This is a genomic window from Clostridium beijerinckii, from assembly GCA_003129525.1.
GTDB lineage: Bacteria > Bacillota > Clostridia > Clostridiales > Clostridiaceae > Clostridium > Clostridium beijerinckii_D.
Genome location: CP029329.1, coordinates 1,207,550 through 1,227,994 on the forward strand (window position 1 = coordinate 1,207,550; position 20,445 = coordinate 1,227,994).

The window sequence follows — 20,445 nt, forward strand, 5'->3', positions numbered from 1 at the left end:
CAATAAAACATTATGGAGGTATACTATGAATGATGCAATGATAAAGTGCACGGATGTATATTTTAAATATATAAGAAACTCAGAAGGAGTTAGTGAAGAAAAATATGCAGTGAAAGATGTTAATCTAGAAGTGAAAAAGGGAGAGTTTTTAGTTATATTAGGTCATAATGGTTCAGGTAAATCAACAATAGCTAAACATATGAATGCATTAGTATTACCAACGGCAGGTACAGTAGTAGTAGATGGACTTAATACTAGTGATCCAGAGAATGTATGGAATATTAGATCTAAAGCAGGAATGGTATTTCAAAACCCAGATAATCAACTAGTTGCTACTATAGTTGAAGAAGATGTAGCTTTTGGACCTGAAAATTTGGGTGTTGAACCATCAGAAATTCGTAGAAGAGTTGATGAAAGCTTAGAAAAAGTAGGAATGAGTAAGTATAAGAGACATGCACCTCATCTTTTATCAGGTGGACAAAAACAGAGAATTGCTATAGCAGGAATGCTTGCAATTCAACCACAATGTATAATTTTTGATGAACCAACAGCAATGCTAGATCCATCTGGAAGAAGAGATGTTTTAAAAACTATAAAAGACCTTAATGAAAATTTTGGAATGACTATTGTATTAATAACACATTATATGGACGAAGCAGCTCAAGCTGATAGAATTATAGTAATGGATGAAGGAAGCATTAAAATGGAAGGTACACCTAGGGAAATATTTCCGCAAGTGGAGCGTATGAAAAAGATAGGACTAGATGTTCCGCAAGTTACTGAATTAGCTTATGAATTAAAAAGGGCAGGATTGGATATAAATGAAAAAATATTAAATGTAGATGAGATGGTGAATGAGTTATGTCAATTAAGATAGAAAATTTAACACATATATATATGCCCAAAAGCCCATTTGAAAAAATTGCATTAGATAATGTGTCTTTAGATATAAAAGATGGAGAATTTATTGCTTTAATTGGGCACACTGGTTCAGGCAAATCAACTTTAATTCAACATTTTAATGGATTATTAGAAGCTACTAGTGGGAAAATAATTGTTGATGGAGTAGATATTACTGATAAAAAGGCTAAATTAACTAACATACGTAAGAAGGTTGGTTTGGTATTTCAGTATCCGGAATATCAAATTTTTGAAGAGACTATAGCTAAGGACATCGAGTTTGGGCCTAGAAATTTAGGTCTTTCTGATAAGGAAATTCATAATAGAGTTATTAAATCTATGGAAATGGTTGGATTAGATTATGAAACTTATAAGGACAAATCACCATTTGACTTAAGTGGTGGACAAAAGAGAAGAGTTGCGATTGCAGGTGTTGTAGCAATGCAACCTACAACATTAATACTGGATGAGCCCACAGCAGGGCTAGATCCTAAAGGTAGGGATGACATATTAGATCAAATAAGTAAGCTACATAAAGACTATAATATGACTATAGTTATAGTTAGTCATAGCATGGAGGATGTTGCAAAGATTGCAGAAAGGATTATCGTAATGAATGATGGAAAAGTTGCATTGCAGGGAACTCCATCAGAAGTTTTTAAAGAAGTAGACATGTTAGAGAAAATAGGATTGGGTGTACCACAAGTAACATATTTACTTCGAGAGTTAAGAAAAAAAGGTTTTGATCTTTCAGACAATATATTTACAATAGAAGAGGCGAAGAAAGAAATTTTGTCTATTCTAAAGATAAATAAGGAAAAGGGGGAATAGACAAAACTATGTTGAAGAATATTACAATAGGACAGTATTTACCAGGAGATTCCTTTATTCATAAGTTAGATCCTAGAACGAAAATTCTAATATCAATACTCTTTATTGCATGTCTATTTATTATAAATAAATTTGTTGGATACACAATTATTATTGCATTTTTGCTTGTAGTAATATTTATAGCCAAAATTCCACTTAGATTTATTTTTAATGGATTAAAGCCAGTTTTTTTATTGGTAGTGTTAACAGCGGCTTTGAATATATTTATGATTACTGGTGCAGAGGGCACAGAAGTTTTGAGGATAGGATTTCTAAAAGTGTATCCAGAAGGGTTAAGTATTGCAGCTTTTATGGCTATTAGGTTAATTTTGTTGATAATAGGAACATCATTGTTAACATTAACTACGTCTCCTATTGAATTGACAGATGGAATTGAAAGATTACTTAAGCCAATTGGAAGGGAAATAGCTCATGAGTTAGCTATGATGATGACAATAGCACTAAGATTTATTCCTACATTAATAGATGAAACCGATAAGATAATGAAAGCTCAAAAGGCTAGGGGCGCTGATTTTGAATCAGGTGGAGTTATAAAGAAAGCTAAAAGTTTAGTACCAATATTAGTGCCTTTATTTATAAGTTCATTTAGAAGAGCTGATGAACTTGCTATGGCAATGGAAGCAAGGGGTTATAGAGGTGGCTCTGGAAGAACTAGAATGAAAGTATTAATGTTTTCATCTAAGGATGTAATTGCTTTTGTTGTATTTGGTGTATTAGTTGTATGGTGTTTAGTCGTTAGATTTGTATTAAGTTAAGATTAAGAGGATATAAATGAGAAATATAAAATTAATAATTGAATTTGATGGAAGTAATTTTTCTGGATGGCAAAGGCAACCTATAGGAAGAACTGTTCAAAGCGTAATAGAAATAGCAATATTTAAGGCTACAGGAGAAAATATTATAATTAATGGAAGTTCTAGGACTGATGCGGGGGTACATGCAAGAGGACTGGTTGCAAGCTTTTTTACTAATAGTACTATACCAGGAGATAAATTTAGAGAGGCTATAAATACAAGATTACCTGAGGATGTATCTATTATTAAATCCGAAGAGGTTGATAAAAATTTTCATGCCAGGTATTCTTCAAAGGGAAAAACATATTCTTATACTATTGTTAATAGATATGAAAGATTGTCTTTAGGTCATCAATATTTATATCATTGTAGATATAAATTAGATGTTGATGAAATGAGAAAAGCTTGCAAGTATTTTATAGGTAAGCATGATTTTAAAGCATTTATGTCTCCGGGAAGCTCTATAAAAACAACTACACGAAATATTGAAGAATTGTATATAGAACAAAAGAGGGATAGAATAAAAATATTTATAACAGCTGATGGCTTTTTATACAATATGGTCAGAATAATAGTGGGAACTTTAATTAAAGTTGGAAATGGAAAATTGAAAGCTGAAGAGATAGAAAGCATAATAATAGAAGGCAATAGAAAAAGAGCAGGTATGTGTATATCACCAAATGGTTTAATATTAGAAAAAGTTTTTTATTAAATGGCAAAAAAATGTTGACACGCCCGTATGCGTGTATTATAATAAGTTTGTTTGTTAAAACATTTATGTATATAAGATCCACTAACCTCGGGTCTTGATATAAAAGAAATTTACCTTTAAAAGGTAAGGAAATAATGTAAGTTCAAGGAGGGAAACAGATGAAATCATACATTGCTAAAGCAAGTGAAATCGAAAGAAAATGGTATGTAGTTGATGCAGATGGTAAGACACTAGGTAGAGTTGCTAGCCAAATTGCTTCAATTTTAAGAGGTAAGAATAAACCAATATTTACACCTAATGTTGATTGCGGAGACTTCGTTATTGTAATCAATGCAGAAAAAGTTGTTTTAACTGGTAAGAAGTTAGATCAAAAATTAATGAGAAAACATAGTTTTTATCCAGGTGGATTAAAAGAAACTCCTTATAGAGTAGTATTAGACAAGAAACCTGAATTCGCTTTTGAAGAAGCTGTAAGAAGAATGCTTCCAAATGGTGTATTAGGAAGACAAATGTTAAAGAAATTAAACGTATATAGAGGCGCAGAACATAATCATGCAGCTCAAAAACCAGAAGTACTTGAGTTAAAGTACTAATACTATCTCGGGAGGAGGAATAAAAAATGGCAAAAGTTCAATATATGGGAACTGGAAGAAGAAAAAAATCAGTTGCAAGAGTAAGACTTGTACCAGGAAATGGTAATGTAGTTATAAATAAAAGAGAAATAGAAAACTTTTTTGGTTTAGAAACATTAAGAGTTATCGTAAACCAACCATTAGTTTTAACTGCAACTAAGGATAAGTTTGACGTGTTAGTAAATGTTCACGGTGGTGGATTTACAGGTCAAGCAGGAGCTATCAGACATGGTATAGCTAGAGCATTAGTTAAATCAGATGAAGCTTTAAAATCAGAATTAAAGAAGGCAGGTTTCTTAACTAGAGATCCAAGAATGACAGAAAGAAAGAAATACGGTCTTAAAAAAGCAAGAAGAGCTCCACAATTCTCAAAGAGATAGTATTTGGAGTACAAGAAAACCCACAAACTTATTGTTTGTGGGTTTTCTTTTTATATATGTATAATAAATCAAGTTATAGCAACAGTTAAAGGAATTATAAAATATTACTATTATTTTTTTACACCTATTTTTACACCATATAGAAATTTTACACCAGGATATAAAAAAATATAAAAATATTAAAGTTTGCAAAAATTAGGGTACTTAGGGTACTTTTTTAAAAAAACATTGATATGACTGAATTAGTACCGATTGAGTACCCTAAAAACATTAGAGTACTTAGAGTACTTAGGGTACTGGAATATATTTAAGCAAAAAAAAGAGGACTTATTTAGCCCTCATAGATACATACAGATCATTTAATTTTGATGCAGCCATAATCTTCATATCTTCAAGTACATGAGTGTATATATCTAAAGTAATAGATATATCGCTATGACCTAATAATTTTTGTACAGTCTTTGGAACTTCTCCAAGTTCAAATAGCCTTGTAGCATAAGTATGTCTTAAATCATGGAATTTTCTATTATTGATTATTTTAGTTTTATCAGTTTCAGCAGTATTAATATTATCTATTATTTTATTCATTCTTTTTCTTACACTACTACTATCTAAATATTTACCATATGAAGTACAGAATACTAAATTATTATCAGTATACAAATTAGCAAGCTTAAATTTTTTTTCTAGTTGCTTTAATCTATACTGTTTTAGTTGTTCAGACAGAGCAGAAGGAATTGAAACACGTCTGACACTATTTACAGTCTTTGGGGTTTGTATTATTGTCTTTAAAGGTTCACGTCCTTCTCTTGATACATCAGCCACACTTTTGACAGTCTTATTAACATCAATGTAACATTCTTCAAAATAAATATCTTCCCATGTAAGAGCAAATAATTCACCTTGCCGCATACCAGTATTTAGAGCCGTAAGAAATAACATTTCTAACTGATTATCCTTAATAGATGAAATAAACATTTGTTGTTCATCTAATGTAAATGGTTGAACTTTACCAGCTTTAGTTAATTTAGTTTGTTGATCTTCTTTAGGTAATACAATAGCACCAGTAAAATCTTTAATTAAAATATTATTGTTATAAGCATACTTTATGCAAGGGGCTATTAATTTATTTAATGTGGCTACACAATTTACAGATGATCCGCTTTTAATCAGTTCGTTGTAATAGCCTTGAATGTCAGTTAATGCTATATCTTTAATTTTAATTTTTGATAAAGAACTATCTTTTATATAGTTTCTATATATACTCTCATATCTTTCTTTGGTAGAAGGTTTTACAATTGAAAATTTTACATCAAAAAGCCAGTTAGCAAAAAAGGTTTCAAAAAAGTCTTTATTATTAACAATATTATTTTCAAGTTCATTTCTAATAGTTCTTATCTTTTGATCAAGTTCCTTAACAGTTGGAGCATATACATCTTTAGGCTTATTTAAATTTTTGTGCCTTAATCTAAAATAATAATATTCTTTACCATTGATGGTTCTTTTAAGATAATTAGTCTTAGCCATTTATTCACCTTCTTGTAAAGTTTTTGAAAGTTCAAGATTGTTATTGCTAAAATCGTCAAATATTGATATATCATTTTTTTTTGAACAAATCAATTGAATACTGTTATAAATGTCACGCTTTAAATCTCTTTGTTCTATTTTAGACAGTTCTTTATAATTTATATTAAATTCTTTTTTAAAGGCTCTAGTCTGAACTAAATAATGAACATAGTGTTTAAAATCATTACAATTGTTATCAACAGTCATGAAAGCTTCATATTCTATTGTATTTATTCTATCTATTGTAACTTCTTCTTCTGAATTATAGTGTTTTTCTGTAAGATCCATCATAGGAATATTTAATTTTTCACTTATGTCACAAATTGTAGTAAATGGAGCATCAACATTTCCAGCTTCGTATTTTCGTATAGTACTTTCACTTTTACCTATTATTTTGCCTAAAGCGGCTTGAGTAAGTTTTTTTTGTTTTCTGACCCTTTTTAAATTTTCGGAAAAATAAGAGTATGCCATAATATCACCTCATATAAAATAATATCACAACCGGTAATTAAAATACAATATAAAATAAAAAAATATTGACAGAGGTAATATAAAGGAATATAATCAAGAAAACAGGTAACTATATTACCGAAAAATAAGGGCGGTCAGATAGGGGGGAAGTAAAAATAAATAATTAGCAAGTTTTTAGTAAATAGAATGGAGGGATAACAAATGAATAATACAACAGTAGAAAAAATTGTGATTAGTCCTAAAGAAGCAATGCAATATTTAGGGTGCGGAAGAAATACAATGTATGAAGTTTTATTGAAGGATAAGAACTTCCCAAAATTTAAGATAGGAAGTAAATTTTATATCAATAAAGATAAGCTCCAAGAATGGGCAAATAAACAATGCAGATAAAAGTAGGTGATTAAGTGGACAAGGAAAATTTCATATCAATAAGTAAAGACATATTTCCAATAGTTCCACTGTTTGATAACTCAAAAATACCAAATGTGAAATGGAGCGATAGGAATTGTCAAATAAAAACAAAAGAAGAATTTAAAAATATATCATCAAGAGCATACAAAAAAGAAGTAACAGGTTTTTCTCTTTTAACTGGTAAAGATAGCAATATTATTGTTATAGATATTGATAAAAATCATGGTGATGGATCAGTTGACGGTGAAGAAAGTTTTAATGAATTGATAAAAGATTTATCAGAAGAAGATAAACAAAAGATAAAAGATACATTTACAGTTAAAACACCAAATGGTGGAAGTCATTTATATTTTAAATATAAAGAAGGATTAAAAAACAAAGCCGATTATTTACCTGGTGTTGACATAAGAACTGATGGAGGAATAATTGTATTACCTGGCAGTAAAGCCAAAGTTAAAGATGAAATTAGAGAATACAAACTATTAAATGATACAAATATTAATGAAATGCCAAAACCATTATTTGATAAGTTTATACAATTAGGACAACCAGTTAAAAAAAAAGCAACTCAAGTTGTAGGTCCAGCTGCAAGTTCTACTTATAAAGAAGGTGTTAGAAACCAGGAACTATTTAAAGAAGTTATTGGAATAGTAAGCAAATCAAGTATAAGAGATATTACAACAATTACATCAATAGCAAAAGGGTTAAATTTACTTAAATGTAATCTACCGTTAGATGATGAAGAAGTTGAAAATATTATTGGAAGTATATCACAAAGATTGAACCCTTCTTATTGTGATGAAAAAGGAAATATTAATAATTACTCATTATCTGAGTATATAATTCAAGATCAACCTAGTTATACAAAAGGTAACTTATGGTTTATGTATGATAATAAAAAAGGTTTTTATAAATATATGGAGTTTAGAGAAGTTCAAAGAATGTATTTCAAATATGCAATAAATGATAAAGATAAAACTATTATAAAATCAAAGAATTTTGCAGAATTATTAATGCTAAGTAGTGAAGACGCAAGAGAAATACATGACGAAAAAAGATATATTAATTGCTTAAATGGAGTTATTGATATTGGAAATAATACAATGTTGCCACATGATCCTAAGTACAAAACAGAAGTACAGTTCAAAGCTAATTTAATAACAGAGCCAACCAAGTACAAAGAATTATTTGATAAATCAGAGTTTAAGAAATTCTTAAATAGTACCTTAGATGAAGGAAGTATAAAAACACTTCAAGAATCATGGGGGCTTATGTTATCGCCACACGCTAGAGAAGTTCAAAATTGTTTTATATATAAGGGTGAAGGTAGTAATGGAAAATCCGTAACATTTGATATTCAAGAAGCTTTAATTGAAGATGATAATCATATTTGTAGTATTGGATTAGGTGATTTTGGAGAAACATTTGCAATATCAGTTGCAGAAGGAAAACACGTTAATATAGTTCGTGATGATGAATTAAGTGGGAAAACTGTTAGCAAAGCTTTTAAATCAATGTGTTGTGGTGAACCAGTTACAGTTAATCGAAAAAATAAAGATCTAGTTAGATTAGGATTTAACATGACAATGTTTTTTGGATTGAATAGACTACCAAGTGCAGCAGATAAGTCAACAGGATTTTTTAGAAGACCTATAATTATTCCGTTTAATAATTCCTTTGGTACAGATAAGGAAGTTTCAGAAGGTACAAGAGATAAAGTTAAAGATCCTAAAATTGCAGAGAGGATAATTGAGAATGAATTAGATATAGTTTTTACATTTGCTTATGTGGGACTTAATAGAGTTAAAAAAAATAATTGGAAAGTAACAGTAAGTAAAGCAGCAGAACATGAAATGGAAGAATACAGAGAAGAAGTTGATTCCGCATATGCTTTCTTTAAAGAAAAGATAACAAAAGTTCATAAGAAAAATATTAAAATTTCTAAAGGTGAAGTTTACAAAACTTATAATGATTGGTGTATATCAAATAGTATAATGCCAATGAATAAAACTCACTTTGGTAGGCAGCTATCTAGTTTTGGAGTTAAGCACATAAAGAGTAATAGTGTAGGTTATTACTTAGATATTGAAGTTGATGATCTGATATTAATTGAAGATAAACGAGGAATATTTAAATAAAAAAAGTAGCATTCCAAAAGGAACACCACAAATACTCACAATATTAGTGTATCTCTTTTGGAGTAAAATTGCAAGGACTTAAAGCATACCAAAATTAATTTATGGAGGGATACACAATGATTAATATTCAAGAATTAAAAAAGCAACTCCAAGAAGGCACATTCTATTATCATAAGTTCGGATTATTAGTTAAAGGCAAAGTAAACATTGTATTACAAGAAAGTGAGGACACTTTAAATGTTAATTTTGTCGGTGGAAATGTAGATGTATATATAGATAAGATTGAACCAGTTAAAAGACCAGGAAACATTATAGCAAAGTTTGAATGGTGTTATTTATTAAAAAATTATTATCATGATGTAATTGGGTATATAGGATTAAAAAAGGAGGATTAATTAATGAATTCAGTATTTGAGATAGATTTAGAGTTAATAAGGTTATTGGAAAAGTTAAAAGAGAGGTGTATAAATAATGATAAAACTACAAATGAGATATAAGACAGAAGAAGAAAAAGCTAAAATACTTGAAATGTTATCAACTGGAGTAACAATTAAAAAAATAAGTGATCCATATAAAAGCGGTCAATATTATAGAGTTTATTTAGATGTTGAATAATTAAAATAATGGAGGAATGTAAAAAATGAAAAGAGAAATAGAATTATTAATTAAAGGTGCTAATATAGAAATAATTAAGGTGTTAAGAGATTTTAATGACACTATGAATGCAACATTAGGTGATACAGTTACTATTACATCAAATACAGGCGTAATCACAAGAAAAGCAACATTGCGAGATACAATAGAATTTTATCAAGATGAATGGTGTAGGGTTTTAGAGAAATTAAATGAATTAGGAATTGAAATTTAAAAATATATCATTAAACCATTGAAAATGGTATGTTTAAACGTTTTTATATGGTATAATATAGGTATAGAAAATTAAATATTTAAGTACCCCATCATATGATGGAAAGCATTAAGAATTTTAATGGCTGCGGGAATATTTAGGAAAGCTCAATTTTGAGCCAACCTATTTATAACCGTAGCCTTTTTATTTTATTTAAGGAAGTGAAAAAGTGAATTTAATAGATAAATTATTCAAAAAGAATAAAGATCCAGCAAGTACAGAACACGTTGAAGTTATGAACGGAAGTGCAGCTATATTTACACCATTTAGCGGTAACGCATATGAAAGTGATATTTATAGAGCAGCAGTTGATTCAATAGCAAGAAATGCAGCAAAGCTTAAACCAGTTCACGTTGTAACAATAGCTGGTCAGAGAAAAGATGGAGATAGTTCACTTAATAGAATATTACAAGTTAGACCGAACCCGTATATGAGTGCATATGACCTTATATATAAGCTAGTTACACATTATTATCTATACAATAACGCATTCGCATATTTACAAAAAGATGATAAGGGCAATTTAACAGGTATATACCCATTAAGCCCCTTGAACATGGAATATATAACAGACCTAACAGGCATATTATATTGCAGATTCTTATTTATGGGTGGTAAGCAATTCATAGTGCCATTTACAGAAGTATTCACGATAAGAAGATTCTTTAATTCTAATGATTTACTAGGAGATACCAACACCGCAATATTACCAACTTTAGACCTGGCACATACACAAAGCGAAGGAATTGAAAACTCAATTAAATCTAGTGCAAGTATAAGAGGGCTATTAAAATATAATCAAATATTAAGCCCCGAAAACCTAAAGAAGGAAAAAGAAGCGTTTATATCTGATTATTTAACTATAAGCAATAATGGTGGAATTGTTGCATTAGATAGCAAGCTGGAATATGTGCCATTAGATTTAAAACCAACAATTATTAATGATAAGCAGATACTATCAATAAAGCAGAAGATATATGAGTATTTAGGAATATCAGAAAATATCGTAAATAGCACATATACAGAAAATGAATGGGCTGCATTTTATGAAAGTATTATTGAACCTTTAGGAGTGCAATTCTCATTGGAACTCACAGAGAAGTTATTTACACCAAGAGAACAAGCTTTTGGAAATTCTATTTTATTAGAAGCTAACAGGCTACAATTTGCAAGCAATACAACTAAAACACAGATATTAAAGGAATTAATGCCATTAGGATTATTTACAGTTAACCAGGCATTAGAAATATTAAACTTACCAAGCGTTGAAGATGGTGACAGAAGGGTACAAACCTTAAATGTTGCTAGTACGGATATAGTAGACAATTATCAGATGAAAGACAAGGGTGAAAATGATGGATAATTTAAAAGATACTATAAGCGAGTTAGAAGAAGAACTTAATGAGGTTAACAAAGATAAAGGAGGTCCCAAAAATGAAGGAAGTCAGAAATGCACAGATTCAGAGCAATGATGAACTTGAACTAATAGGAACACCTATTGTATTTGATGAAGTAACAACAATCAATGATCCTAACGGAAGTTATAACGAGATAATCAAGCGTGGTGCGTTAGATGGGGCAGATTTAACCGACATACGCCTATTATATAACCATGATACAAATAAAATACCATTAGCAAGAGTACCCAAGACAATGCAATTTAATGTTGATGATAAAGGGCTACATATGAGAGCAACTTTACCAGGTACAGAAGAAGCAAAGTCAGTACATACGGCAGTAAGTAGGGGTGATTTAACTGGCATGAGTTTTGCTTTTAAAGTTCCAAAAGGTGGCAGCCTTTATGATCCTAAAACAAACACCAGGACAATAACAAAGATAGAAAAAGTATATGAATGTAGTGTAGTTCCATATCCAGCATATCAAACTACATCTATTGAAGCTAGAAACCAAATAACAGAAGTTCAAAAGCTGGAATCACAAAAAGACCAAATAAAAATAAAAATAAATAAATTATTATTGAAGGAGTGTTAAAACATGAAATTTACAACAGTAGCAGAAGCATTTAATTATTATAGAAACTTTTCTTTAGAAGGTATTGAAACAAGAGCAGCACAAATCAAAGGGACAATTGACAATGATCCAAACGCAGATGTTATGTCAATGAATATCGAAATTGAAGGATTAAACCAAGCAAAACAAAACATTCAACAAAAGAAACCAGGAGCACTAGCAGAAGGTGAAGCACCAGCACAAAGAAGTCAATTCAATCCAATAACAGGAATGAATTTTAATGGTGATGTAGAAGCCCCAAAAGGTGATGTATTCGCAAGTAACGAGTACAGAAGTGCATTCTTTAAGAATATGTTAGGGCAAAAGCTAACAGATCCCGAAGAAAGAACATATAAAAGAGCAATGGAAATTGTAGATACTGAAAAGAGAGCAGACGCATTTAGTACAACAACAAGTGCAGCCGCAGTACTGCCAACTCAAACATTGAACGAAGTTATTTCAAAAGCACGAACAATGGGAGGATTAATTGCAAGTTGTAGAAACTTCAATATTCCAACTAATTTATCAGTACCTATTGGAACACCAAGCACAAAAGCAGCATGGCACGTTGAAGGTGCAGCAGTTGCAAGTGAAGCAGCAGCAACAACAAGCGTATCATTTGCAGCATATGAAATTGTAAAAGTAATGTCAATGAGTGCAGCAGCTAAGAAAATGACAATATTAGCATTTGAAAGTTATATTACAGATGAATTAACAAATTGTGTAATGGAAACAATAGCAGATTCATTAGTAAATGGAACTGGAACAACACAAGGAACTGGATTATTAACAGGAGTTGTATGGAGTGCTTCAAATAGCTTTACATTTGCAAAAGCTGGTAATGTAGCTTATACAGACTTCACAAAAATGGTCGGAATGTTAAAGAGAGGTTATGGGGCTGGAGCAAAATTCGCAATGAATAATTCAACACTTTATAACCAAGTTTATAGCTTAGTTGATTTAAATAAAAGACCAATATTTATTGCAGACCCTAAGAATGAAGAAATAGGTTATATCCTAGGAAAACCAGTTGTAATTGATGATAATATTGCAGATGATGTTATATTATTAGGAAACTTTAATTATATGGGTTACAACATACCACAAGGAATAATAATCGAAACTTCAAGAGATAGCAGCTTTAAGAGTGGCTTAATTGATTATAGAGCATTAGCAATTGCAGATACAAAACCATTAGTTACAGAAGCATTTATAAAACTATCAAGAGCAACCGCATAATAAATAACAATAAGGGTGTAGCGAAAGTTATGCCCTTTAATTAAAAGGAAGTGATTACATGATAATAACATTAGAAGAAACAAAGAACCTATTAAGAGTTGACTTTTCAGAAGATGATAATTTAATACAAAACTTAATTGATACAATACCACAATACCTGGAGAATAAGACAGGCAAGGCATGGAACACAGAGCCTATCAATCCATTAGTTAAAACATTAGCTGGATTCTTATTACAGAGTTGGTATGAAGGAAGTACAGGAGCATTAGACAAAGTTATTGATAATATAATTGCAACACTAACACCAATGGCGAGGATATAAGGCAATGGCGAAGGAATATGCAAAGAGTTTCTATGAGAGTTCAGCGTGGAAGAAATGTCGAAAAGGATTTATGCAAAGTAAACATTATATATGTGAAAGGTGCGGAGGTAGTGCATACATAACACATCATAAGCAACATATAACACCAACAAATATAAATAATTTAAATATTATTTTAAATTGGGATAACCTTCAAGCCTTATGTTTAGATTGTCATAATGTAGTACATGGAAACAATGCAACAGTTAATGGAATAAGTTTTGATAACGAAGGAAATTTAATTTACACCGCCCCAGGTCAAGAAAAATGAGTGAGGTGGCTGGAACCGATGATGGACAACTAGAAACCCCTCTATGTAAATTTTATATTAAGGGTGGGATAAACAAAGTCCCACAACACAAAAGAAAGAGGTGATTTTATGGCAATAGCAATTTCAAAAGATATGAAGCAACTAAAAACATTACTAAAGCAGATACCAAAAGATAGACAACCAATAGCAGAAAGTATTTATAATGAACTTTCATTTATGCAAAAGACATTGAATAGCTTGAAAAAACAAGTTGAAGAAGAAGGTGCAGTTTCAATGTTTAAGCAAGGCAGACAGGAGTTTTTAAGAGAACACCCAGCACTCAAAGGATATAATACAACAGTTCAAAGATATAGCCTATTATATAAGCAATTAGTAGATTTATTACCACCAGTTGAAGTACCAAAAGAAACAGATCCTTTGCTGGAGTTCATAAAAGAATAATGAATTATGTTATTGAATATTTTGAAGCAATAAAAGCTGGTGAATGTATTGTATCAAAAAGAGTATATAAACAATATGAAAAGTTAGTAAATGAGATTAATAATCCAGGTAAATATATTTTTGATGAAGCCAAAGCCTTAAAGCCTATTAAATTTATTGAAACATTCTGTAAACATAGTAAGGGAGAATGGGCAACAAAACCAGTTCTATTGGAGTTATTCCAAAAAGCTTATATATCAGCCTTATTCGGTTTCATAGACAAGAATACAGGATTAAGAAGATATAAGGAAAGTATGTTTTATGTGGCACGTAAGAACGGAAAAAGTACAATGTTAAGTGGTATAGCTGCATATATGTTAGTTGCAGATGGAGAACCTGGAGCAGAAATATATTCATGTGCTACAAAGAAAGACCAGGCAAAGTTGGTATTTGATGAAACCTTAAATATGATAAAACAAAGCCCTTACCTATCGAAGCATATCAAGAAAAGAAAAACTGATTTATATTTCCCACTAACAATGAGTAAGTTCCAGCCATTGGGTAAAAATTCTGATACATTAGACGGATTAAACGCCCATTGTGTAATTATTGATGAATTACATGGAGTTAAAGACCGTAACCTATATGAGGTTATGAAGCAATCACAATCAGCAAGAAGGCAACCGCTATTACTTATGATAACAACCGCTGGAACTATTAGAGAATGTATATTTGACGATATGTATGATTATGCGTGTAATATCGTTGATGGGAATTTTGAAGATGAAACATTTCTTCCTATATTATATGAATTAGATAAAAAAGAAGAATGGCTTGAACCTGGAGCATGGGCGAAAGCTAATCCAGCACTAGGAACAATTAAAAAATTAGATGATTTAGAGAGAAAAGTTGAAAAGGCGAAGAATAGCCCTAAAGATTTAACTGGAGTATTAACAAAAGATTTTAATATAAGAGATACAATTTCAAGTGCATGGTTGACATTTGAGGACCTTAACAATGAAGAAACTTTTAATATTGAAGATTTTAAGAATTGTTATGCAATAGGTGGTGCAGATTTATCAATCACAACAGACTTAACTTGTGCAACTCTTTTATTAATAGATAAGGTTACTCAAAAAAGATATATTCATCAAATGTACTGGCTACCAAGTGATAATTTTGAACAGAGAGTAAAGCTAGAAAAGATACCATATGATATATGGCTTAAACGTGGATTGATAAGGCTATGTAGTGGCAATTCAATTAATTATAGTGATGTTACCGCATGGTTTGTTGAAATGCTTAACAATTATGGTATAACGCCATTATGGATATATTACGATAGTTATTCCGCTAAGTATTGGGTTGAAGAAATGGAACAGAACGGATTTAAGATGGTTAGAGCAATCCAGGGTGCAAGAACTCTATCACTACCAATGCAGCAGCTAGGGGCAGACCTAAAGGCAAATAAAATTAATTATAATAATAATCCTATTCTTAAATGGTGCTTAACTAATACAGGTATTCAAGAAGATAGGAACGGAAATATTGTACCTATTAAGAACCAGGCAGCAAAGCAGAGAATAGATGGACTTGCTTCAATGTTGGATTCATATGTCGGATTATATGAACACTTTGAAGAATTTATTAGAGCATTATAAAGGAGTGAAAACAAATGGGTAAGTATAGAAAAGATAAAAAGATAAGCATAATTAAATTGACAAGCTATCAAGATGAAATTGGAAACGATATTGAAGAAGAAGCACCAGTTCCAGGGTGTGAAAATATATGGGCTTATTATAGACATATATCTGGTACAGAATATTTTGCAGCAGCAACAACTAATACAAAAGTCGAGGTTACATTTCAAATAAACTGGAGAACTGGAATTGATACAAGCATGAAAATTTTATATAACAATAAAACATACTGTATAACTCATATTGATGATTTTGAAGGCAAAAAGACAGATTTAAAAATATATGCTTATAAAATTAATTAGGAGGTAAAATGATGAATATAGATGAGTTGGAAGAAAATTTAAGCGAATCATTAAATCAATTCTCAATGGAAATGCAAAATAAAATTGATAATGCAGTAGATGATTCATTAAATAAAAATGATATAGATGATTTAGCAAGGGAAGTCTTTTATACATTAAATGATTTTAAAGATAACATAATCAAATATTTAAATGATAATAAATAAATCAAAAGAAACATCTATAGGAATATAGGTGTTTTTTATTAGATGTTTTGTAATTCATAGGAGGAATTTACCAACTTGTGTATAATTGTATTATATGGAAGGGGATAAAATTATGATAGATAAAAAAACAGTTAAAATTATTAGTGTGGTTTTTGCAATATTATTGTTATTGTCAGTTGCATATAATTTTCCTAAAAAGGTTACTACGGAGAAAGAAATTAGCTATAACGAATTTATTAATCTATTAGATAAAAGTGAAATTTCACAAGTTGTAATAAATGAAGAGAATATTAAAATAATCCCCAAAAATAATTCGGAGTATAAGAACAAAATTTTATTTACAGCGAATATCAATGATGGGAAGTTAGTGTCAAAGCTTCAAGATTTACAGGTGAATTATAGCAGTGTAGAAAAAGCTAATGAAAATCCTTACTTAATTATATTTCTTATATTTATAGCTTTAGCAATATTTATATATATTGCTCATGTAACTAAATTTTTAAAACATAAAAGCAAATAGCTAAATAAATTATATTTTAGAACTCTAGTAATAGGGTTCTTTTATTATATAAAAAGGAGTTTAACTTTTTATGTAGAATATTGTATTTTATGAAAAGGAGGTTGTTTGCATGAGTGCTCAAGATGTTGCAACTATTATTTCCGCTGGAGGTGCAGTTATATCTGCGATAACTGCATTTGTTGCAGTTAAGTATCAAATAAAAAGTCAACAAGATTTAAATAGCGAAAAACAAAAGATTTCGCAAGCTAAATTTTGTTGTATAGGTTATAGGTCAAGTGGAAAAACAATTTATTTTGAAATTATAAATCAAAATTCGTATCCAGTAAGTGATATAAATGTTTCTTGGCGTGGAGAAGAAAAGCCAATATGTAACGTATATTATCCAAAATCACCTAATGATAAGTATGACTTTGAAGTTAGTTTGAATTTTAGCGAGTGCGATAATATTGTTTTAAACAACTTTATTAAAATCACATATAAGAATATTTATGATAATGAATTTATTGCTAAAAAGAAAATTAAATTTCCAATAAATGTACCAAATGAAAGTATAGATTGGGGAAACAAAATGTTTATTAATGAGTAAAATAAAGAAGGTATTCATCTATAAGGTGAGTGCCTTTTATTATATTAAATTCAGTACCCTAAGTACCCTGACAGTACCCTAAAAAAGTTAGAGTACTTATAAGCTAAAGCGTTGATATTACTTACTTTATACTATTTTAGTACCCTAAGTACCCTAAAAAATGATATTTTAAAAAATAGAATATATATAAATTAGAATATAAGAAAAGTGTAAAGATATAAATTTACACCGTTTTTTACACCGTATAAAATAACAATAGATAAAAATAAAAGTATTTGAATAATAAACAAATTACAATATAAGAGCGTTTGAGCATACTATAAAAAAGCATAAATTCAATAAGTACAAACTTATTGTTTGTGGGTTTTTTTATATATAAAAAAATATAAAAAAACACTATCATTATTTATGAGTGATACATATCGTTATTATTCAATTATGTATAATTACTTTTATAAATGATTACAAAGCTCTAATTAATTATAAAAGTATATAATTATGAAAAATGCTTTATTTGAAAATAATTAAATTTAAAATACTAATATTAGTATAATCAATCTGAATAATTAAAATTATATAGCAAACAATATTTTATATAATCTAAAATAATTGGAGGTATTAATTTAATGAAAATCAAAAAAGTCTTAATGCTATTTTGCATATTTTGTTTAATGTTTGGAATGCCAATAAGAGCTAATTCAGATGAAAATAATACTAAAAGCATAATACTAATAGATCCAGGCCATGGAGGCATTGATGGGGGAGCAAGATCAAAAAATGGAACCATAGAAAAAGATATAAATTTATTAATAGCTACAAAATTGAAAAAGGAATTAGAAGATGCAGGTCACACTGTGAATATGACAAGAGAAAAAGACTTACAGCTAGATTCTAAGAAAGTTAAGGATTTAAATGCAAGGTGTCAGATGAAAAAAGATACTAAATGTGATGTGTTTATTTCTATACACCAAAATATATTTCCACAAGCAAGCTGCTTTGGAGCTCAAGTTTGGTATGCATCTAATGATAATAGTAAACTTTTGGCAGATGAAATTCAAAATTCAATAAAGGAAACAGTGGATGATAAAAACAAGAGAGTTCCTAAAGCTGCAAAAGAGCAATATAGAATATTAAGAGATGGATATGAGGGGGCATGTGTTCTTGTAGAATGCGGTTTTCTATCAAATTATGAAGAAGAGCAAAAATTAAAAAGTGATGAACACCAAGATAAACTTGTTAAAGGTATAATGAATGGTGTTAATAAGTATTTTGAGAACAAAAACATTAATAGTTCTAATTAACAATAATAGGACCAACTTTTATACTATTTTCAAATGAGTTAGGGGAATAGTATGTTTGATTTATTAGTAAAAATAAATTATATAATATTAAAAATATTAGAAAAATAACTAAAAAATAAATTATTATTGTAATAAATTTATTTGAACTTTTATCATTCATATTCATACCTCTCAATATCTAATGTGCTTATATTTAAGTATAGTAATGAAAAATTGTAATTATGAAAGCCTAAAGTCAAAAAGTAAAAATAATTTTAAGTGGATTGGATAATAGGAAAAAGTTTATTAATAGATTCTATAATTTAAAAATTGATAGAGTATGATTTTTTTATGAGAAAATAAATACATTTATTTAGGGTTGTAAATAACAAGAAATAATTTTAAACTTATATGTAGTAATAAGAAGAAAATATATAAGCATAGAATTTAATTGATAATAATTGTTTCTATTCTTGTATTAAGTAATAAATGGAGGAGTTATTAGGATGAGGGAAGTAAATGTTGAAATCATTAGAGATGCAGTGAGGAATTTATCTATTGAGGCAAATTATTTTTTAGGCTCAGATATTAAAGAGGCATTACAAAAATCTAAGGAAGAAGAAACATGGAGATTAGCAGCTGAGGTTTTAGATAAGATAATTATTAATTCTGAAATTGCTAATAATGAAGAAATGCCTATGTGTCAGGATACAGGTATGGCATGCGTGTTTATTGAAATAGGACAAGATGTACATTTAGTTGGGGGTAAACTCGAAGATGCTATCAATGAAGGTGTACGAAGAGGTTATAAGGAAGGCTTTTTAAGAAAATCAGTTGTAGAGGATCCCATTAGAAGAATAAACACAAATGATAATACGCCAGCTATAATTTATTATGACATAGTAGATGGTGATAAGGTTAAAATAACTTTAGCACCAAAGGGATTCGGATCAGAAAACATGAGTAAAATAGGCATGCTTAAACCTTCAGATGGTTTAGACGGTGTTAAGAAATTTGTAATAGATACTGTTAAAGCAGCTGGGCCTAATCCATGTCCACCTATGGTTGTAGGTGTTGGAATTGGAGGAACTTTTGATAAGGCTGCTTATTTAGCTAAAAAAGCATTACTTAGACCTGTTAATATAAGGAATAAAGATGAATTCTACAAGGAGCTAGAAGTGGAATTGTTAGAGAGGATAAATCAATTAGGTATTGGACCACAAGGATTTGGTGGAAAGACTACCGCTTTGGGATTGAATATAGAAACGTACCCAACACATATTGCAGGATTACCTGTAGCAGTAAATATAAATTGTCATGCCACTAGGCATAAAGAAACTATAATATAAAGTAAAAAGTGGCTTTAGATGGAATTTTATGATTTACTAAAGGTCAGTTCAAATCATATCTTGGAGGGATACCATGTCTAGGGTAGTACTGCTATTATATATTCCACATTAATATAAAAATATACAACTAAAAGTGAAAGTCCTAATTTTGTATTTAGTTATCAAAACATTGATACCGTAGAATATTTGACTTTGTGTGACTCACTTTCTTGTTTAAATCGGATAGAGATTTATATTGGCTAAACATCAGAAAATTAAAACTTATCAAATAAAAATTTTATATTAAAATTAAATTCAGTTCAACTTACACATATTATTAAAGTTGATGTTATCTGAAATTATGGAATTATTAATTCTAAAGTGATGATATGAAAAGAATAGAATGACGAGATATTAGAT

25 protein-coding genes are annotated in these 20,445 nt (G+C 29.6%); 23 read left to right on the top strand and 2 right to left on the bottom strand.

Annotated elements, in window-relative coordinates:
• Positions 1-25: 25 nt before the first annotated feature.
• The 6 genes from DIC82_05220 to DIC82_05245 all read left to right on the top strand — a co-directional run bounded on the left by DIC82_05220 (position 26) and on the right by DIC82_05245 (position 4,309).
• Positions 26-877: an energy-coupling factor transporter ATPase gene (locus DIC82_05220; protein ID AWK50467.1), complete on the top strand. Its 852-nt coding sequence runs from the start codon at positions 26-28 to the stop codon at positions 875-877.
• Entirely contained in the window at positions 862-1,731 is an 870-nt protein-coding gene (locus tag DIC82_05225) for an energy-coupling factor transporter ATPase (GenBank protein AWK50468.1), read from the top strand. Before DIC82_05220 ends, DIC82_05225 begins: the two co-directional genes overlap by 16 nt.
• Positions 1,732-1,739: 8 nt before the next feature.
• Positions 1,740-2,546, top strand: a complete 807-nt coding sequence (locus DIC82_05230; GenBank protein ID AWK50469.1) for a transporter — start codon at positions 1,740-1,742, stop codon at positions 2,544-2,546.
• A gap of 16 nt (positions 2,547-2,562) precedes the next feature.
• Entirely contained in the window at positions 2,563-3,297 is a 735-nt protein-coding gene (locus tag DIC82_05235) for a tRNA pseudouridine(38-40) synthase TruA (protein ID AWK50470.1), read from the top strand.
• A 158-nt stretch (positions 3,298-3,455) separates the two neighbouring features.
• Entirely contained in the window at positions 3,456-3,890 is a 435-nt protein-coding gene (locus DIC82_05240) for a 50S ribosomal protein L13 (protein ID AWK50471.1), read from the top strand.
• Positions 3,891-3,916: 26 nt separating this feature from the next.
• Entirely contained in the window at positions 3,917-4,309 is a 393-nt protein-coding gene (locus DIC82_05245; GenBank protein ID AWK50472.1) for a 30S ribosomal protein S9, read from the top strand.
• Positions 4,310-4,636: 327 nt separating this feature from the next.
• On the opposite strand, the gene DIC82_05250 is transcribed toward DIC82_05245, so the two are convergent.
• Positions 4,637-5,836 carry a site-specific integrase gene (locus DIC82_05250; GenBank protein ID AWK50473.1) on the bottom strand — a complete coding sequence of 400 codons (1,200 nt, stop codon included), beginning with the start codon at positions 5,834-5,836 and terminating at the stop codon, positions 4,637-4,639.
• The gene (locus DIC82_05255) at positions 5,837-6,346 is read right to left on the bottom strand and encodes a hypothetical protein (GenBank protein AWK50474.1); all 510 of its coding nucleotides are present in this window, start codon (positions 6,344-6,346) and stop codon (positions 5,837-5,839) included.
• A 201-nt stretch (positions 6,347-6,547) separates the two neighbouring features.
• Here DIC82_05255 and DIC82_05260 point away from each other — a divergent pair, with 201 nt between their 5' ends.
• The 17 genes from DIC82_05260 (at position 6,548) to DIC82_05340 (ending at position 20,046) form a co-directional block, all read left to right on the top strand.
• Positions 6,548-6,736, top strand: a complete 189-nt coding sequence (locus DIC82_05260; GenBank protein ID AWK50475.1) for a DNA-binding protein — start codon at positions 6,548-6,550, stop codon at positions 6,734-6,736.
• 14 nt (positions 6,737-6,750) lie between these two features.
• A complete protein-coding gene (locus tag DIC82_05265) occupies positions 6,751-8,895 on the top strand; it encodes a DNA primase (protein AWK50476.1) in 2,145 nt (714 codons plus the stop codon).
• A gap of 119 nt (positions 8,896-9,014) precedes the next feature.
• Complete coding sequence (locus DIC82_05270; GenBank protein AWK53038.1) at positions 9,015-9,290, top strand: hypothetical protein; 276 nt, start codon at positions 9,015-9,017, stop codon at positions 9,288-9,290.
• A gap of 245 nt (positions 9,291-9,535) precedes the next feature.
• Entirely contained in the window at positions 9,536-9,763 is a 228-nt protein-coding gene (locus DIC82_05275; GenBank protein ID AWK50477.1) for a hypothetical protein, read from the top strand.
• A gap of 208 nt (positions 9,764-9,971) precedes the next feature.
• Positions 9,972-11,165: a phage portal protein gene (locus DIC82_05280; protein ID AWK50478.1), complete on the top strand. Its 1,194-nt coding sequence runs from the start codon at positions 9,972-9,974 to the stop codon at positions 11,163-11,165.
• A 71-nt stretch (positions 11,166-11,236) separates the two neighbouring features.
• Complete coding sequence (locus DIC82_05285; protein ID AWK50479.1) at positions 11,237-11,794, top strand: HK97 family phage prohead protease; 558 nt, start codon at positions 11,237-11,239, stop codon at positions 11,792-11,794.
• A 3-nt stretch (positions 11,795-11,797) separates the two neighbouring features.
• A complete protein-coding gene (locus tag DIC82_05290) occupies positions 11,798-13,051 on the top strand; it encodes a phage major capsid protein (protein ID AWK50480.1) in 1,254 nt (417 codons plus the stop codon).
• 58 nt (positions 13,052-13,109) lie between these two features.
• On the top strand, positions 13,110-13,373 hold the full coding sequence (locus tag DIC82_05295) for a DNA packaging protein (protein AWK50481.1): 264 nt from the start codon (positions 13,110-13,112) through the stop codon (positions 13,371-13,373).
• A 4-nt stretch (positions 13,374-13,377) separates the two neighbouring features.
• Positions 13,378-13,683 carry an HNH endonuclease gene (locus DIC82_05300; protein AWK50482.1) on the top strand — a complete coding sequence of 102 codons (306 nt, stop codon included), beginning with the start codon at positions 13,378-13,380 and terminating at the stop codon, positions 13,681-13,683.
• A 108-nt stretch (positions 13,684-13,791) separates the two neighbouring features.
• Positions 13,792-14,124, top strand: coding sequence for a hypothetical protein (locus DIC82_05305; protein AWK50483.1), 333 nt, complete (start codon positions 13,792-13,794; stop codon positions 14,122-14,124).
• The gene (locus DIC82_05310; GenBank protein AWK50484.1) at positions 14,121-15,764 is read left to right on the top strand and encodes a terminase large subunit; all 1,644 of its coding nucleotides are present in this window, start codon (positions 14,121-14,123) and stop codon (positions 15,762-15,764) included. Before DIC82_05305 ends, DIC82_05310 begins: the two co-directional genes overlap by 4 nt.
• Positions 15,765-15,778: 14 nt before the next feature.
• Positions 15,779-16,105: a head-tail adaptor protein gene (locus DIC82_05315; protein ID AWK50485.1), complete on the top strand. Its 327-nt coding sequence runs from the start codon at positions 15,779-15,781 to the stop codon at positions 16,103-16,105.
• An 11-nt stretch (positions 16,106-16,116) separates the two neighbouring features.
• Positions 16,117-16,311, top strand: coding sequence for a hypothetical protein (locus tag DIC82_05320; protein AWK50486.1), 195 nt, complete (start codon positions 16,117-16,119; stop codon positions 16,309-16,311).
• A 94-nt stretch (positions 16,312-16,405) separates the two neighbouring features.
• Positions 16,406-16,831, top strand: coding sequence for a hypothetical protein (locus DIC82_05325; GenBank protein AWK50487.1), 426 nt, complete (start codon positions 16,406-16,408; stop codon positions 16,829-16,831).
• Positions 16,832-16,940: 109 nt separating this feature from the next.
• Positions 16,941-17,417, top strand: a complete 477-nt coding sequence (locus DIC82_05330) for a hypothetical protein (GenBank protein AWK50488.1) — start codon at positions 16,941-16,943, stop codon at positions 17,415-17,417.
• A gap of 626 nt (positions 17,418-18,043) precedes the next feature.
• Entirely contained in the window at positions 18,044-18,718 is a 675-nt protein-coding gene (locus tag DIC82_05335; protein AWK50489.1) for an N-acetylmuramoyl-L-alanine amidase CwlD, read from the top strand.
• Positions 18,719-19,203: 485 nt separating this feature from the next.
• The gene (locus DIC82_05340) at positions 19,204-20,046 is read left to right on the top strand and encodes a fumarate hydratase (GenBank protein AWK50490.1); all 843 of its coding nucleotides are present in this window, start codon (positions 19,204-19,206) and stop codon (positions 20,044-20,046) included.
• Positions 20,047-20,445: the final 399 nt, after the last annotated feature.